This is a genomic window from Flavihumibacter sp., assembly GCF_036676075.1.
GTDB lineage: Bacteria > Bacteroidota > Bacteroidia > Chitinophagales > Chitinophagaceae > Flavihumibacter.
Map to the genome: position 1 here is coordinate 104,406 of NZ_JAKFDQ010000010.1, position 17,778 is coordinate 122,183.

Here is a 17,778-nt window from a genome sequence, read left to right on the forward strand (position 1 = left end):
CGGATACCGGTAAAGTATAGAACCACTCAGCTGTTTTCCTTTTGGTGAGATTGGACTGATGTTAAAAGATTACTCGCTTGAACAAGGAATTAATTATTAATTCAGCACCCCAGGGTGTTGAAATCGCTCTCCTGGAAGACAAAAAGCTGGTAGAACTGCACAACGAAAAGGCAGATGCAAGCTTTGCTGTGGGGGATCTATATTTAGGCAAGGTAAGAAAACTCATACCTGGTTTGAATGCCGCATTTGTAGATGTGGGGTTCGAAAAGGATGCTTTTTTACACTACACTGACCTCAGCCCCTACGCCAAATCACTCCTGAAGTTTACCCAGCAATCCATCAATGACACTACTCCCGGCGGATTCGACTTTGGCAAATTTGATGTGGAAGCCGAAATTATCAAAACCGGTAAGATCAATGAAGTATTAGGGGGTAAACCCAATGTACTTGTGCAGATCCTTAAGGAACCTATTGCCGCAAAAGGTCCCCGACTAAGTTGCGAAGTATCCTTGCCGGGCCGCTTTGTTGTGATCACTCCCTTTAATGATGTTGTAGCAGTATCACGCAAGATCCACTCTTCGGATGAGCGTAAACGTTTGCAGAAGATCATTGAAGCCATTAAGCCAAAGAACTTTGGTGTAATTGTTCGTACAGCCGCTGAGGGTAAGAATACCGCTGAACTTCATGAAGATCTGCTTGCACTTGTTGAAACCTGGAAGACCATCCAGCAAAACCTTAAAGGAGCTGTTGCGCCTGCAAAAATATTAAGTGAGCAGACCAAGACCACAAGCATGCTTCGCGATCTGCTTAATGAAGATTTTAACCGCATCGTTGTTAACGACCGGAATATCTTCAATGATACCAAAACATATATCCAACGCATAGCACCCGATAAGGCAGATATTGTTTCCTTCTACCATAATGGCTCGCCAATTTTTGACCAGTTTGGAGTTACCAAACAGGTTAAGGCAGCATTTGGGAAAACAGTGAACATGCCCAGTGGGGCCTATCTCATCATTGAGCATACCGAAGCACTGCATGTTATTGATATCAATAGTGGATACAAGAGTGTAAGCAATAACCAGGAACAGAATGCCCTCGAAACAAACCTGGAGGCTGCGGAAGAAATTGCAAGGCAGCTCAGGCTTCGTGATCTGGGTGGCATTATCGTGGCAGATTTCATTGATATGAAGCTTCCTGAAAATAAGAAGCGCCTTCTTGATGCCATGGAAGCATTCATGAAACCCGACAGGGCAAAACATGCGGTATTACCGATCTCAAAATTCGGTCTGATGCAGATCACCCGGCAAAGGATGAAGCCGGAGTTGAATATCAATACCCAGGAAGTATGTCCGAGCTGCAGCGGCACTGGCAAGATCTCTTCATCCCTTGTACTTGAAGATGAAATAGAAAAGAACCTGAATTACCTTATCACACATAAGCATAGTAATCTTACTGTTGTTGTACATCCCATAATGCATGCCTACCTGACGAAGGGATGGATCTTCAGTAAGCTTTGGAAATGGAAGCGCCATTTCAAACAACAGATCAAACTCGTTGCCAATACCAATTATCACCTTACCGAGTTTCATTTCTTTGACTCACATGAAGAGGAAATCAAGCTCTGATAACTTATAAAAGAAAAGGCTGCCAGTGGCAGCCTTTTCTTTTATAGATCATTTTCAATTTTACAGATATGCTTCATTCTGAACCAGATTCTCGTTCACATCCATTTCCCTTTGAGGAATAGGCAATATCAGTAGTGGAGAGTTCCATGGTGTACCAGACCAGGCAGTCCTGGTTCTTTTAGCATCATGGAGACCCTGACCTTCAAAAGCAAGTTCAAGGTATCTTTCTTTAAGGATTATAGCGAGTGTTACGGCACCTAAAGGTGAAAGACCCGCGCGCTCACGAATTGCATTTACATCCTCAAGAGGTGTTGCACCTATTTCAGTTCCTTCGCGGAAGTTTGCCTCAGCTCTTGTGAGGTACATTTCGCCAAGTCTTACAACCAGCACATTGCCTAATCGATCAAGGTGCTTCTTCGTATAAAGGTTATTACCAACCTGCTGGAAGAATTCACCCCTTTCGTCACCTTCTTCATATTTATCAAGGTGTGCTGGGAGGATCTTAATATCACCCCTTCCTGCAGAGCCGGGAACAGCTGATGTATTGATACCAAAGAAGGTATTCATGTTATTTACACCATCCTGCTGTGTAACTGTCATCGAGAAAATATATTCACCAGGATTCGCACCACCATTATTGGTAAAAGTAAACCAGAGGTCTTCAAAACTTTCTTCAAGATCATATACGCCACTTTCAATAACCCTGTTGGCGGCATCCCTTGCGGCTGGGTAATCACCCTGCATTAAGGCCACCCTTGAAAGCATCGCAGCAGCTGCGCCTTTGGCAGCGAAAATTCCATTGGTTTCTGGAAGCAAATTTTCAGCAGTGGTCAGATCTTCAAGTATCTGGGTATACACTGCTGCTACACTGCTCCTTGAAAGATAGCTTTCAGGGGTGATGGCCGTTGTTGGAGTCAAAACCAACGGAACTCCCGGATTGGTACCATTATCCCCATCTCCCCATGTTTTGGCATAAAGCTTAACCAGTTCGAAGTATAACGAACCCCTGATAAACCTGGCCTCTCCTTCAATACGATCACGCTCTTCCTGGGAGGAGGTTACCTTATCAAGGGCTGACAAAACATTGTTCACCCGGTTGATAGTATTGTAAGCCCCAGCCCATGTGGTTGTGGCGTATAGGTTTGGTGCAGTGATCTCCAGTTTATGGATGTCAGCCAACCCCGCGAATGTACCCGTAAAGCGAATGTCTTCGGTATTGCCGATCAATGTGCTGATGGTATTGATATCACCACCATATTGGGTAGTTGACTGCAAACCATCATAGGCACCGATCAGGGTAACTTTTACATCCCCTTCCGTTAAGAGAGCATTCTCCTGGGAGATGCTCTGGTTGGGATCAATATCCAGCTTTTTTTCACAAGCAGTAAATGCTGAAACTGCTAAAAGAATATAAATAAGTCTCCGCATAAAATTCAATTATTAAGTTAATAATGGGCCATTATAATTAAAGCCCAACGTTAATTCCAAAGAGTATTGTCTTCGGCTGTGGCGGCGTATAGAAATCGTTTCCTTTCGCAATATTTGAGTCGAAATCATCTGAGTTCACTTCAGGATCCCAATAAGGATACTTAGTGAAGGTCAGCAGGTTTTGTCCACTTGCATATACCCTCAGGCGTTCGATCTTAAGTTTCCTTGTAATGGAAGAAGGAAGATTATAACCCAGCGTCACATTCCTAAGCCTCATGAATGATCCATCAACAATATAACGGCTGCTAATCTGCGCACCATTGTTATAGAACAACCTCGCCTGTGGAATATCAGTCACCTGACCCGGAGTGGTCCAGGCTCCTAACTGATCCTTAGTCTGGTTATCTTCAAAACGGAAACTCGCTGAAGAATAACGACCCATACCATAAATGTTTACCTCGTTACCAGTAACACCATTAAAGAATACTGTAAGATCAAGACCTTTATAAGAGAAGTTATTGGTGAAACCAAAGATCATATTTGGGTTAGGATCACCCGTTACTATCCGCTGTGCCTGGCCATAACCACTTGAGTTAACGGTAGTCTTATCGAGCTGACCATTATTATCTGTGTTGCGATAGAATAGAGCATCTCCGTTATTTGGATCTACACCTGCAAATTCTACAGTATAGAAAACACCTACGGGCTGGCCTTCCATAACCCTGTTCATGCTACCCACACCACCTTCAATTACCTGGCCATTGATGTCTACAACTTTTCCTTTGTTAAAGGCAAGGTTAATATTTGTTGACCACTTGAATTCACCGATCATGTTCTGGGTATTCAGTACAAATTCCCATCCTTTGTTTTCCAGTTTACCAACGTTCTTCACCTGGGAGTTAAATCCGCTGGTAGCAGGTACGTTTACATTGAGGAGGAGACCAGATGTTTTCTTAACATAGTAATCAACTTCACCGCTGATCCTGTTATTGATCAAACCGAAATCAACACCAATGTCAAGCTGATCGGTAGTTTCCCATTTCAGGTCGGGGTTAGCTATCTGTGAAGGACGCTGACCGGCTGAACCAGCATATCCCGCATCACCAGTAAATAATCCCAGTTGTGGGAAGTTGCCGATCTCGGCATTACCCACTGAACCATAACTACCCCTGATCTTCAGGAAGGAGATCAGATCAATGTCTGACATGAACTTCTCATTCGAAATGATCCATCCCGCAGAAACAGCTGGGAAATAACCATTCCTTGAATTACGTCCGAAACGGGAAGATGCATCACGCCTGATACTTAAGGAAAGCAGGTACTTATCATCATACTTATAGTTTGCACGGGCAAAATAAGATAGGAATGCAAACTCTGTTTCTGTAGTACTACCATCAGATTTTGTGGCAGCACTTGCGATCTTCTGGTAAGAATCAGATGGGAAATCCTGTCCCTCTGTGAACGAGTACTTAGCAAGAGATTTCTGGAACTGCATACCCAGTGTCGCATCAAGGTTACTCTTTCCGAATTCCTTTATATAAGTGAAATAATTGTTTGTGTTATAGTTAAAAACATTTGCTGTGGTGTACTCACCCAGACCATTAGCCGCAGTAGTTACATTTCGTACAGTTTGGGTCTGGTAGTAAGATTCTTCAGTCTGGGCAAGAAGGTCAAGACCGAATTCAGTCTTGAAACTTAATCCAGGCAGAATTGATGCAGATGCATAGGCATTGCTGAAATTCCTGTAACCTTCCTGGATGAAATCCGCATATTCAACCTGTATCAACGGGTTAAAATACAGCGGGATGTTTACATCACCAGGAGGTGTACCAGCCATAAGTCCTGTATTCGGATCAATGAATGGAGTGATATTAGGAAGGGCTGAAGCCTGTAATGGATTGGAGAAGGCATTATCACCAGGTAACCTGTGTGTGGTTGTACGGGCAAGGCTGCTCGTGAATCCAACATTCAGCCAGTTATTGGCCTTATGATCAACAGTTAACCTACCTGACAATCTGCGCAGATCGTTTCCAACAATGGTACCAATCTGATCAAGGTATTGCATGGATGCAAAGAACTTGGTCTTATCATTACCACCACTAAGCTGGACATCTGCCTGGTTGAAGCCTCCTCTCTGGAATGCTTTATCCTGCCAGTCATAATTTGCCGTGGATGTTTCAGACCATTCTCCAAAGCTGAAATAATCAAGGAAGCCCCTTGCATAGGTGGTATAGCTGTCAGGATCACTGGGATCTAAGCCATCCTGCTCATCAGAATAGGCTGCTGCCTGGAAGAAAAGATCCGCATACTCCTTGGCATTCAGGAATTCAACCCTGTTGGTTGCCTCTGAAAAACCTGTCTGGAAGTTTACAGAGATATTGGTCTTACCAGTTTTACCTCTTTTGGTTGTTATCAGAACCACACCGTTAGCTGCCCTTGATCCGAAGATCGCACCAGCTGCTGCATCTTTCAACACTTCTACTGATTCGATATCATTGGGGTTAAGATCAACAAGGGGGTTCATCGCTCCGCCATATGTACTTTGATCATCAGTAGTGATGGGAACACCATCCAAAACATAAAGGGGCTGGCTGCTGGCACTGATTGAAGAGTTACCCCTTACCCTAACTGTTACCGCCTGTCCCAACTTACCCGACTGGCTGTTAACATACACCCCGGCTGCTCTACCCTGAAGGGCTGCATCCACACTCGGAAGTGGTACGTTTTCCAGATCCTTGGCCTTTATACGGGCGATATTTCCCGTAAGATCCTTTTTGATCTGGGAGCCATATCCAGTTACAATTACTTCCGACAGGTTTCCCTCGGAAACATTTAATTGAACATTCATAATATCTGATATAGCCATCTCAAGCAGACCATATCCAATGGATGTGATAACCAGGGTTGTGGCATTCTGGGGTACCTGCAGACTGAAACTACCGTCTGCATCAGTTGCCGTTACAACATTGGTTCCTTTCACTGTTACCGACGCACCAGGAATCGGTAAACCAGTCTTCTGATCAGATACTTTTCCGGATATCTGCCGGGTTTGGGCCTGCACCGTAAGTGCAGTGAGGAGCAGCAAGCTCCACATCAAGCCAGTTAGTTTTTTGATTGCAGCCATATACATCAGTTAATTTGTGCCAAAGATATTGGCGGTTAAAGGTTGAGAAATAGTCAATAAAGGGTATTTTTTTAATAATTAACGGTTAATAATACAGAATCTGGGTTCTTATTCAAATCTAAATGTTAAAAATAAGTAGGAATATGAAAAAAGACAGTAGAAAATCTGATTTAGCTGTCTGGTTTCAAAAAGAAAAGGGATTTAATTCCCCAAAAAAAATCCGGACCCTTTCGGATCCGGAATATTTAGGTTGAGTTCCTTCTATATTAGTCGCGGCTTCTTCCCTGGTAAATCAATATATACTGTACCAGTGTAACAATGGATGCCACTGCTGCTACCACATATGTCATAGCCGCCCATTTAAGGGCATCTTTAGCCTGTGGATGCTCTTCAGCTGTTGTTATGTCTGTGCGGTCGAGCCAGGCCAGCGCGCGTTTGCTCGCATCAAACTCTACCGGAAGGGTAATCAGGGAAAACAGGGTAGTTACTCCAAATAGTATGATACCTCCAAGTAAGAGGCTGGGAAAGGTATTTATCAGAAAAATACCGGCAAGCAGCACCCACTGTACCAGGCTTGAACTTACCTGAACGGCAGGAACCAGCTTACTGCGCAGCTGAAGCCAGGTATAGGCAGTTGCATGTTGAACGGCATGCCCGCATTCATGGGCCGCCACCGCGGCAGCTGCAATATTCCTTCCCTCATATATATCCTGGCTTAATGCGATAGTTTTGGTAGTCGGATTATAGTGATCGCTCAGGAAGCCCTGGGCCGGAACTACCTGAACATCAGTGATTCCGTTCTCCCTCAGCATCCTTTCTGCTATCTCCTTACCCGAAAATCCCGACCGGAGGGGTGTCTGGCTATACTTCCGGATCTTGCTTTTCAAGGCGAAAGATACCAGCATACTGATACCCACAAAAATCAAAGAAACGATCATAATGGATGGTGTCATATACATGCTAATTAATGTGAATTATCATACCATCAAAGCTATAACCAAATCCTAAAATAAACCGGAATAGTCTGCTTTTTAACAAGTGCCCGGCCGTTTTGGCATACATGTTAATTTAAAGCTTTTCTCCCTGACAATATTGCGTATTCAAAGTAGTGGAAAGAATTTAAAAATAACTGTTTTCATATTGACAATCAATTAATTAAACAGATAATTAGAGGTATTTGGACCCTACTCACCCCCCCTCTAAAGTTATTCACAGCACCAAAAAATTATTTTGAAATGTGACCCTAATTCGTAATTTAGTGCAAGAATTTAATGGGTTAGTAAGTAAAGGGTCAGCAGAAATGCTGGCCTTTTTACTTTCTGGTAACAGCTGATTTTATCCTGGTTTTTTCATCTTTTTACGCTTAATTTTTTCTCAGAAACCGATTTAGTAAATCAGTTTTATTTAACCATAATATCCAAAATTATTCTCTGCAAATTTTACCTTTTGTAACCCATGCTTGTTTAATTCTCATTCTCCTTTTTCCTTCACACTATCTTCGCCATATGAGTAAAGCAAGGTCATCTTTTTTTTGTCAGCAATGCGGATATGAGAGTACTAAGTGGGTAGGAAAATGTCCGGCATGTCAGCAATGGAATTCTTTTGTTGAAGAGATCAGACAAAAAGAAACCAAACTAACAGCCACACCCTGGAAAGAAGAACGCTCGATCACCCGATCAGGTATAACCAGATTAAAAGATATTGAAGCAGGGGAAGAAACCAGGATCGTAACTCCTGATCCTGAATTGAACAGAGTGTTGGGTGGTGGAATAGTTGCAGGAAGTATTGTACTTGTAGCCGGCGAACCTGGTATTGGCAAGTCAACTTTATTCCTTCAGGTAGGTTTACAACTTCAACATACACGACTATTATATATCAGTGGCGAAGAAAGTGAACAACAGATAAGGATGAGAGCGGAGCGACTACCATTCGAGAGTGATAATTTTTTCCTGCTTACTGAAACGAATACACAAGCAATCTTCCAGGAAATAAAAAAATTAAAACCGCAACTCGTTATCATCGATTCTATTCAAACCCTGCATACCTCATTTATAGAATCCTCTCCTGGTAGTGTTTCACAAATACGTGAGTGTGCCGCAGAAATGCAGCGTTTCGCCAAAGAAACAAATACACCCGTTTTCCTTATTGGTCATATTACAAAAGATGGCGCCATTGCGGGCCCAAAGATCCTGGAACATATGGTGGATACAGTTCTTCAGTTTGAAGGCGACCGCCATTATGCTTATCGCATACTACGTACTCTAAAGAACCGTTTCGGCAGTACTTCAGAACTGGGTATTTATGAAATGAACGCCAATGGCATGAGTGGTGTTCTGAATCCCAGCGATATCCTCCTTTCGCAAAAAGAAGAGCAGCTTAGTGGTATCGCAATCGCTGCCGCCATAGAAGGGATGCGGCCTTTCCTGATTGAGGTGCAGGCATTGGTAACTCCTTCTGTGTACGGTACACCTCAAAGGACTGTTAGTGGTTTCGACTTAAGAAGATCTCAGCTACTGCTTGCCGTCCTTGAAAAAAGAGGAGGCTTTCAGTTTGGGATGAAAGATGTATTTCTAAATATAACCGGGGGCATAAAAGTAGAGGACCCCGCCATTGACCTCGCTGTACTCGCGGCCTTACTAAGTTCCTATACCGATATTCCTATTCCGCATACCATCTGCATGGCCGGTGAAGTGGGCCTCAGCGGAGAGATCAGATCTGTTAATCGTATTGAACAACGTATAGCCGAAGCTGAGAAACTGGGATTTGAAAAAATGATCATCTCACGTTATAACCAGAAGGGACTTCCAAAAATCAATACACGCATGGAGATCATCGCAGTTTCACGCGTGGAGGATGTTTATCGCATATTATTTTAAACAGTGATAACACCCTTGATGCTGAAATTATGGACTACTATCTTTCAGCAACATGATAAAATCACTGCAACTACTCATCAAAGCTTTTGGCCAATTAATATTTCCACATACTTGTAGCGCCTGTGGTTCTGACACACTTCATCCGGATGCGGGGGTCTGCTCATCCTGCCTGTATCAGTTACCACTTACGGGATACCATCAGCAGAACGGCAATGCTGTTGAAGAAATTTTCTGGGGGCGCATAACACTGCAGCATGCAGCAGCCTGCTGTTTCTTCACAAAAAAAAGCCGCGTTCAATCAATCATGCACCAGGTGAAGTACAACCACCGGAAAGATGCTGCATTACAGATTGGTGAATTTATGGGCCACCAGCTCCTTAGCGCATCATGGTTGCCAGACGTTGATCTCCTGTTGCCAATGCCTTTGCATAAAAAACGTTTATATCAAAGAGGATACAACCAGGCTTCCTTATTATGTGAAGGAATGGAGTCGGTTATAAAGATCCCTTTGCTCACCACGGCTATATCACGACGCAATGAAACCATTTCTCAAACCAGTCAGCAGAGAAGCGATAGGTGGGAGAATATGCAAAATGTATTTGAGGTGAGTGAGCCGGATAAACTTGCCGGTAAACATGTACTCCTGGTTGATGATGTTGTTACAACCGGCGCAACCCTGGAAGCAATGGGGGAACAACTTCTCCGGGTACCGGAGCTTAAACTTAGTATTTACTGTTTTGCCTATACCCTTCCACATTGAATAAAAATGCTGCAGATCTGGATAGCTGGATTATTTTTGATGTAATGAGAACTTTCTTTACACCATTTATATATATAGCATTAATTGCACTTTTCGCCTGTTCTAAGGAAAGTTTGCTTACAGATTCTGGTGCAAGGATAACTACCAGCCTCGATACCCTCCATTTCGATACCCTTTTCACAGCAACAGGTTCCTTCACACAAAAATTCACGATCAAAAACCAGAACGATCAGAAACTAAACATTTCTTCCATCCGCCTGGCGGGGGGCAATAGTTCTGTTTTCAATATAAATGCAAATGGTGAACCCGGACCGTCCATTACGAATATGGAGCTTGGAGCCAATGACAGTATCCATGTTTTTGTAAATGCAACACTGCCTTCAGGCCAGCAGCAATTGCCATTTATTGTACAAGACAGTATAGAGATCAATTGGAATGGTAATGTTCAATGGGTACAATTAGATGCATGGGGACAAAATGCTCGTTATATCCGCAATGGAATCATAACTGAAAATACCAGTTGGAACAATGAATTACCTTATGTTATCCAGGGTGCATTAACAATATCAGAAAATACAACGCTTCAGGTGAATGAAGGCACCCGCATATACCTGCATGCAGATGCCGTAATGTTTGTAGATGGCAGCATAAGAGTGAAAGGCGATAGCGCGGCAAAAGACCGCGTGGTCTTCAGCGGCGACCGGTTGGATGAGCCTTATAAAAATTTCCCTGCTTCATGGCCGGGAATTTATCTCCGGCCTAAAAGCAGTAATAACCTTTTCGAATATGCGATAATCAATAACGCCTACCAGGCAATTATAACTGAGGGGCAACAGGCGGGCGGGGGAAAAAAGCTTACCATGAATCAATGCATCATCAATAATGCATGGGATGCGGGACTCCTTGCTGTTAACAGCTCAGCAGAAATGAACAACAGCCTGATCAGCAACTGCGGTAAGAATGTACAACTTGTTTATGGTGGAAACTACTCATTCAACCATTGCACACTGGCGAGCTATAGCAATATATGGTCTGTTCATAAAGACCCTGTCTTACTTGTCAGCAATATGATTAAAATAAATGAGCAGGTACTGACGGCACCGCTTACTGCAAACTTCACCAACACAATCTTCTGGGGAGATGGGGGTACGGTAGAAAATGAAGTAGTTGCAATTAAAGAGGGAGATGCATCTTATTCAGTCAGCTTTAGTGACGGACTCTGGAAAATGGTGTTGATCCCCTCTTATATTACTGTACTTAACATGATTAATACCGATCCGCTGTTTTTAAATAATAGCGGCATAGAATATGCATATGATTTCAGGTTAGCAGATGGTTCGCCTGCTATTGATAAAGGAAGCAATAGCTCATTAATAGTTGACCTTGATGGAAAGAACAGGAAAAATGGTCAACCCGATTTAGGTGCCTACGAAAAACAATAAGTTCAGATATTTGTTATTCAATTTATAAACTCCACATATGTTAAAAACATTGCTTGTTTCATTGATCGTGCTGGCCAGCACTGGTATATATGATTTCAAGGTTAATGGTCTTGATGGGAAACCACTTGACCTCGCTAAGTTCAAAGGAAAGAAAATGCTGATAGTAAACACCGCATCAAAATGTGGGTATACCAAACAATATTCAGACCTCCAGGAGCTGTATGAAAAATATGGTAATAAGATTGCGGTGATAGGCTTTCCGGCAAACAATTTTGGCGATCAGGAACCCGGCTCAAATGCAGAGATCGGGGAATTTTGCAAAAAGAATTTTGGGGTGAAATTCCCAATGGCTGAGAAGGTGTCTGTTAAAGGAAGTGATATCCACCCACTATTCAAATACCTGACCGAAGAAGCTGCCAAACTAGGCGTAGAAGATCCGATCAAATGGAATTTCACCAAATTCCTCATTGATGAGAACGGAAAACTTATAGCAGTATTTCCAAGTAAAGTGAAACCTACCGATCCGGAGATCACCAAGTACCTGAATTAGTATCTTCGCCGCATGTTATTTGCCGATGTAATTGGTCAATCTGAAATAAAAGCTCAATTAACAGACATGGTTCAGCACAACAGGCTGAGCCATGCTCTTTTATTTCTGGCTAAAGAAGGAACTGGTGGGCTACCTCTGGCCCTTGCTTTTGCGCAATATATTGTTTGTGAAAAGGTGCAACGCTCCTTAAACGCAAATGATATATCAGCCGATCTTTTCGCACCTGCCCTGTTTGATGATGCACCTGGCGAGCAGCAACCAGTTGAAATGCTTGCTGACGCATGCGGTATATGTTCTGCCTGTACTAAAGCAGCAGCGCTGGTTCACCCCGACATACATTATTCCTACCCCGTGCTTCCTAAAAAATCAGGAGACAAGCCAACCAGTACGGACTATATTACTGCATGGCGCGATTTTATCAAACAGCTCCCCTATGGAAACCTGTACGACTGGCTGCAATCAATCAATGCAGAGAACAGGCAGGGAAATATCACAGCAGAAGAGTGTAATGATATTATCCGGAAACTTAGCCTGAAGACCTTTGAAAGCAAATACAAGGTATTGATCATGTGGATGCCTGAAATGCTGGGCAAAGAAGGCAATAAACTCCTGAAACTTATTGAAGAGCCCCCTGCCAACACCCTGTTCATCCTGGTGGCCGAAAACGAATCCCTGATTCTGCCCACCATTCTTTCAAGGTGCCAGTTGGTCAAGATCCCCGCCCTTGATAACAGATCTATCGCCGGTCAGCTTGTTGCAAAGGCAGGAATTGATAAGGAGCAGGCAAGGCAACTGGCAGCAATCAGTGATGGCAATTACCGGGAGGCATTACAGCAGCTTAATCATGCCGGCGAAGACTGGCTGCAGCTGGTTCGGGAATGGCTGAACGCTATTCTTAAAAACGGGCCTATTGCATTAGTGAAATGGATCGATGAAACCAGCAAGATGGGAAGGGAAAAGCAGAAGCAGTTTCTGCGCTATTTCAACCACCTGGTAGAAATGGCCGTGCGGATCAGGATATTGGGGGAGGAAAGTGAATGGGCGCAAAGCCTTCCCTTTACCGAGAAGGATTTTATACTCAGGATCAATAAAATGGCCGATATCTCACAGCAGGAGGCCATCGTGGAAGAACTCGACAAGGCCTCCTATTATATTGAGCGCAACGCCAATGCAAAAATTCTCTTCCATGCGCTCAGTCTCAAACTCTTCCATGTTCTCCGTGATAAAGCCACAGTGAGGCCGTGGTAGTTTTCGCCTATATTTGTAGAATCTAATTTATTCACATTCATTTTTTTATCTATATATGGGATGCAGTAGTTGTGGAACAGGAACACCAAATGGTTGCAAAAGCAACGGGGGATGTTCTACCGGGGGATGTAACAGGATGAATGCTTACGATTGGTTGCAAAACCTGCCATTCGCAGATCCTGAATCCGCGTGTAGAGTAGTTGAAGTATCATTCAATAATGGTAGCCGTAAAGATTTTTATCGTAATAACGCCCTCCAGCATTTTGAGAAAGGAGAGCAGGTAACGGTAGAAGGCGTTAGCGGGGTTGATGTAGGCGAGATCAATCTGACAGGTGAAATTGTACGCGTTCAGCTCAAAAAGCGGGGGGCAAATGAATTTGACCCCGAGATGAAGAAAGTGTTGCGCAGGTCAAATGAGCGAGATATTGAATTGCTTCGGATCAATAAGGCCCGCGAGGCAGAAGCCCTGATTCGTGCACGTGCCATTGCGCGGCAATTAAAACTTGAGATGAAGGTTAGTGAGGTGGAGATTCAGGCCGATGGCCGTAAAGCCACTTTTTTCTATATAGCCGACGACCGGGTTGATTTCCGTGAGCTGATCAAGATATATGCCGGCGAATTCAAGGTGAAAGTGGAGATGCGGCAGATAGGTGCCCGTCAGGAGGCTGCCAAGGTAGGTGGAATAGGCTCCTGCGGCCGCGAACTCTGTTGCAGCACATGGCTTACTGATTTTAAAAGTGTGAATACCACAGCAGCCAGGTACCAGAACCTGAGTATTAACCAGACTAAACTGAGCGGACAGTGCGGCAGACTGAAATGCTGCCTTAATTATGAGCTTGATACCTACCTTGACGCCTTACAGGGTTTTCCTGAGAGGGCAGACAATATCAAGGTAGCCCGTGGGGTCGCCACACTTATCAAAAAAGATATTTTTAAGAACCTGATGTGGTATGTATTGCCTGAAAGCAATAAACAATACCCATTGACCATAGACCGTGTCAGGAAGATCCAGTCGCTGAATGCGCAGGGGATCATACCCGATGAGTTAGAGCCGGTTGATGTGACCAGTTCCAAACCTAAGGAGGTGGAACCGGAATTTGTTGATGTTGTTGGTCAGATAAGCCTTCGCAGTCTCGAAAAAAATGATAGGAAGAGGCGTCAGCAGCAGCAGCAGAAACAGCGACCACAAGGCCCTAAAGGCGGTGGTCAGCCACCACGCGAGCAGCGTGGACCAGCTGGGCCGGGCGACAGGCCTCAGGGTGGCGATCGTTCCGCACCAGGTGATCGTTCCGGAGGGGGAGATCGTTCTGGTCAGGGTGGTCCAAGGCCAGGTGGTCAACAGCGGCCACAGGGGCAAGGTGGACAGGGTCAACCCCGTCAACAGCCACAACAAAGGCAGGGCCGTCCCCAGGGTGGTCCAGGTCAGGATCAAAATCCTCAATCAAGGCCACCACGCGAACAACGTCCGGGTAATCGTCCACCCCAGCAAGGTGGAAGACCTCAGCAACCACGCCCACCTAAAATAGATGGGCCCCAGGAAGGAGGCGCATAAGGAAACTTAATCCCGGTAATTCAATGCCGGCTTTCTGTCTCCTAACAGTGGTGTATACTGGAAGTTTTCACCACGCGCCAACTCAAATTCAATCATAGCCTTCTTAAGCATGGCAGGGTCATTAAATAGATCAATAGCAGTCAGGGTCATCGCCTTGGCTGCTACCATCATCCCCTTCGTGCCGATCTCCGTACCGCCACAAGCAACTGCCTGCCAGCTATGAGCAGGGGTGCCAGGCACCCAGGTTGCCGCGGCCATACCCACAGTTGGCACATTCCAGCTTACATCTCCCACATCAGTAGAGCCAATGGATTCTGGTAAAGGCCTGTCATAGGGCTTTATTATTCCTGCATCCGAAACCGGCGGCGCGGCAAAACCGAATCCAGCCTGAAGCTTACGCGCAAATTCCTGTTCTTCTGCTGAATAAGAAACTCCACCAACCAGCACCATATTCTTATGCATCACCTCGGCCAATGATTTATTCAGCAGGATATCATGTGTACCCCCAACAATTTCATGATCGGTACGGGTTCCCGTTCCTAAGGCAGCTCCCTCTGCTGCTTTGGCGATCCGGTCAAAAATATCTTTAACTATTTCGCGGTTGGGGTGTCGCGAATAGTAATAAACCTCTGCAAACTCCGGTACTACATTAGGAGCTTTGCCACCCTGGGTAATCACATAATGAATCCTTGCTGATGAAGGAATATGTTCGCGCATCATGTTCACCATATTATTCATGGCCTCAACGCCATCAAGCGCTGATCTGCCCTTATCAGGCGCAGAAGATGCATGCGAGGCTGTTCCATAAAACCTGAACTTGGCCGATTTATTCGCCAGCGCACCTTCTAGCCAAACAGCATTTTCATCACCCGGATGCCAGTGGATCACAGCATCAACCCCTTTGAACAATCCCTCCCTTACCATATACACTTTTCCGGACCCTCCTTCCTCGGCCGGAGTACCATAAACTTTAATGGTGCCCTTCCATTTATATTGATCAATCAGCTGCTTCAACTCAATACCCGCTGCAACGGAAGCCGTTCCAAAAAGATTATGACCACAACCATGTCCCGAGCTCCTTCCAGGGGCTGGCGATTTTTCGGGTATAGCTTGCTGTGATAACCCCGGTAATGCATCAAACTCTGCCAGAATACCAATCACCGGCTGCCCGCTTCCGTAAGTAGCAACAAAAGCTGTAGGAATACCAGCCACACCTGCTTCTACAGTAAATCCATTTTCGGATAACACCTTCTGCAATAATGTGGAACTCTTCACCTCTTTATATCCCAACTCAGCGTGTTCCCAGATAGCTAAAGCAATATCCTTATACTGTAAATACCGTGAATCAATATCCTTCACCGCCTGCTGTTTTAAACCACTGAGGCCACCTGCTTCTTTTTTCTTTTGTGCATGCACTGAACCCGATGCAAACACAATCAACAAGGAAAAGATTAATTTAACGCTATTGATCATTGCTTATAATTGATCTTACAATTTAGGTTTTTATGAAGAGAACAGTTCCCATATTGATACTGGTACTTGCACTTTGGCTGGTGTTAGCTCAAAGCTGTTTCACTTTCAGAACCCCCGACAAAAAGGTCATCGCCGATTTCAGGGAGAAAGGCATTGAACTGAAAACACGATATGTAAAGTCGGAAGACTATACCATACATTATGTACAATCTGGTGCAGATACACTACCAACATTGGTATTCATACATGGTACACCGGGCTCCTGGACAGCCTTTGAGCCTTATCATGCCGACAGCCTGCTCTTGTCAAGATTCAGGATGATAAGTATTGACAGACCTGGGTTCGGTTACAGTAATTTCGGCAAAGCCATAAACCAGCAACAGCAATCCGCCCTGATGTTGCCTGTTATAAGATCTTTTAAAAATGGTAAACCTCTCTGGCTGGTGGGGCATTCATTGGGAGGCGCCACTGTATTGCAACTCGAACTCGACAGTCCAGGTATTTCCGACGGACTTGTAATCATTTCAGGCAGTATAGATCCTGCCCTGGAAAAGCCGGAGCGCTGGCGTTATGTAGTTGCGCACACGCCGCTGAAGTTACTTCTACCCGGAGCCTTCAGGCCATCCAATGAAGAACTGATCTATCTTAAGGAAGATCTGAAAATAATGAAACCACGACTTGCCGAAATGCGGGCTCCAGTATTGTTTATTCATGGGGAATCCGATAAATGGGTTCCTCCATCCAATGTAGATTTCGGAATGAAAATGCTCACCGGATCAGCAAAGCTCGATACAGCCTGGATCTCCGGCGGGCATTTTATTCCATGGACCGCTTTTGAAAGCGTGAGAGATTATTTGTTATCAGTTGACAGGAAACAATAAAATTTACCTCCAGCCATCACCATCAAGTACATTGCCGAGTCCGCCAAGTATTCCTCCCTCCTCTTTCCTGGTGGTAGTTCCATATTGCATGATACGGCTTGCAAGCCTGCTGATAGGTAATGTTTGTATCCACACAGTACCCGGACCTCTAAGTGTTGCGAAAAATAATCCTTCGCCACCAAAGATGGTATTCCGGATACCACCCACAAACTGAATATCAAAATCAATTGTCTGCGTATAGGCAACAACACAACCTGTATCGAGCTTTAAGGTTTCTCCCGGCTTTAACTCACGTGCAAAAACATGACCACCCGCATGCACAAACGCCATTCCATCTCCTTCGAGTTTTTGCATGATGAAACCTTCGCCCCCAAAGATTCCGGTACCCAGTCTCCTTTGAAGGGCAATACCTACACTAACCCCTTTCGCAGCACAAAGAAATGCATCCTTCTGGCAGATGATCCTGCCGCCTAACTGTAACAGGTCAAGTGGAATTATTTTCCCCGGATAAGGAGAAGCAAAACTTACTTTTTTCTTACCTACAGAAGCATTGGTGAATGCTGTCATGAAAAGACTTTCTCCCGTGAGTATACGCTTTCCTGCGCTCATCAGTTTTCCGAGAAGACCCCCGCTGGCTTGCTGGGATCCATCTCCGAATATTGTGGCCATCTGAATGCCATCGTCCATCATCATAAAGCTCCCGCTCTCTGCAATGGCGGTTTCATTGGGATCCAGTTCAACTTCTACGAACTGCATCTCTTCACCATGGATGTGATAATCGATTTCGTGATTACTTCTCATTGTTCAAAATTATTA

Annotated in this window: 13 protein-coding genes; 8 read left to right on the forward strand and 5 right to left on the reverse strand. The window is 44.5% G+C overall.

What is annotated here, in order from left to right; all coding sequences use genetic code 11:
* The first annotated feature begins 77 nt into the window (after window positions 1–77).
* Window positions 78–1,628, forward strand: coding sequence for an Rne/Rng family ribonuclease (locus V6M43_RS11995; protein WP_332735550.1), 1,551 nt, complete (start codon window positions 78–80; stop codon window positions 1,626–1,628).
* 60 nt (window positions 1,629–1,688) lie between these two features.
* Here the strand turns inward: V6M43_RS11995 and V6M43_RS12000 are convergent, their stop codons facing one another.
* The 3 genes from V6M43_RS12000 to V6M43_RS12010 all read right to left on the reverse strand — a co-directional run bounded on the left by V6M43_RS12000 (window position 1,689) and on the right by V6M43_RS12010 (window position 7,133).
* The gene (locus V6M43_RS12000; protein ID WP_332735552.1) at window positions 1,689–3,056 is read right to left on the reverse strand and encodes a RagB/SusD family nutrient uptake outer membrane protein; all 1,368 of its coding nucleotides are present in this window, start codon (window positions 3,054–3,056) and stop codon (window positions 1,689–1,691) included.
* Between the two features lie 37 nt (window positions 3,057–3,093).
* Window positions 3,094–6,180, reverse strand: a complete 3,087-nt coding sequence (locus V6M43_RS12005; RefSeq protein ID WP_332735554.1) for a SusC/RagA family TonB-linked outer membrane protein — start codon at window positions 6,178–6,180, stop codon at window positions 3,094–3,096.
* Between the two features lie 266 nt (window positions 6,181–6,446).
* Window positions 6,447–7,133: a zinc metallopeptidase gene (locus V6M43_RS12010; RefSeq protein WP_332735556.1), complete on the reverse strand. Its 687-nt coding sequence runs from the start codon at window positions 7,131–7,133 to the stop codon at window positions 6,447–6,449.
* 552 nt (window positions 7,134–7,685) lie between these two features.
* Between V6M43_RS12010 and radA the strand changes: the two genes are divergently transcribed.
* From radA to ricT, 6 genes are read left to right on the forward strand one after another with little or no spacing between them, the layout of a single operon-like run.
* Window positions 7,686–9,056: a DNA repair protein RadA gene (radA, locus tag V6M43_RS12015; protein WP_332735558.1), complete on the forward strand. Its 1,371-nt coding sequence runs from the start codon at window positions 7,686–7,688 to the stop codon at window positions 9,054–9,056.
* Between the two features lie 52 nt (window positions 9,057–9,108).
* Window positions 9,109–9,816, forward strand: a complete 708-nt coding sequence (locus V6M43_RS12020; protein WP_332735560.1) for a ComF family protein — start codon at window positions 9,109–9,111, stop codon at window positions 9,814–9,816.
* 44 nt (window positions 9,817–9,860) lie between these two features.
* Entirely contained in the window at window positions 9,861–11,258 is a 1,398-nt protein-coding gene (locus V6M43_RS12025; protein ID WP_332735562.1) for a choice-of-anchor Q domain-containing protein, read from the forward strand.
* Between the two features lie 37 nt (window positions 11,259–11,295).
* Window positions 11,296–11,808, forward strand: coding sequence for a glutathione peroxidase (locus V6M43_RS12030; RefSeq protein WP_332735564.1), 513 nt, complete (start codon window positions 11,296–11,298; stop codon window positions 11,806–11,808).
* 12 nt (window positions 11,809–11,820) lie between these two features.
* Window positions 11,821–13,056 (forward strand): DNA polymerase III subunit, encoded by a 1,236-nt coding sequence (locus V6M43_RS12035; protein WP_332735566.1) that lies wholly within the window; start codon window positions 11,821–11,823, stop codon window positions 13,054–13,056.
* Window positions 13,057–13,111: 55 nt separating this feature from the next.
* Window positions 13,112–14,608, forward strand: a complete 1,497-nt coding sequence (gene ricT / locus V6M43_RS12040; RefSeq protein WP_332735568.1) for a regulatory iron-sulfur-containing complex subunit RicT — start codon at window positions 13,112–13,114, stop codon at window positions 14,606–14,608.
* Window positions 14,609–14,614: 6 nt separating this feature from the next.
* Here the strand turns inward: ricT and V6M43_RS12045 are convergent, their stop codons facing one another.
* A complete protein-coding gene (locus V6M43_RS12045) occupies window positions 14,615–16,081 on the reverse strand; it encodes an amidohydrolase (RefSeq protein WP_332735570.1) in 1,467 nt (488 codons plus the stop codon).
* A gap of 32 nt (window positions 16,082–16,113) precedes the next feature.
* Here V6M43_RS12045 and V6M43_RS12050 point away from each other — a divergent pair, with 32 nt between their 5' ends.
* Window positions 16,114–16,962, forward strand: a complete 849-nt coding sequence (locus V6M43_RS12050; RefSeq protein ID WP_332735572.1) for an alpha/beta fold hydrolase — start codon at window positions 16,114–16,116, stop codon at window positions 16,960–16,962.
* Window positions 16,963–16,965: 3 nt separating this feature from the next.
* Here the strand turns inward: V6M43_RS12050 and V6M43_RS12055 are convergent, their stop codons facing one another.
* Complete coding sequence (locus V6M43_RS12055; RefSeq protein ID WP_332735574.1) at window positions 16,966–17,763, reverse strand: TIGR00266 family protein; 798 nt, start codon at window positions 17,761–17,763, stop codon at window positions 16,966–16,968.
* Window positions 17,764–17,778: the final 15 nt, after the last annotated feature.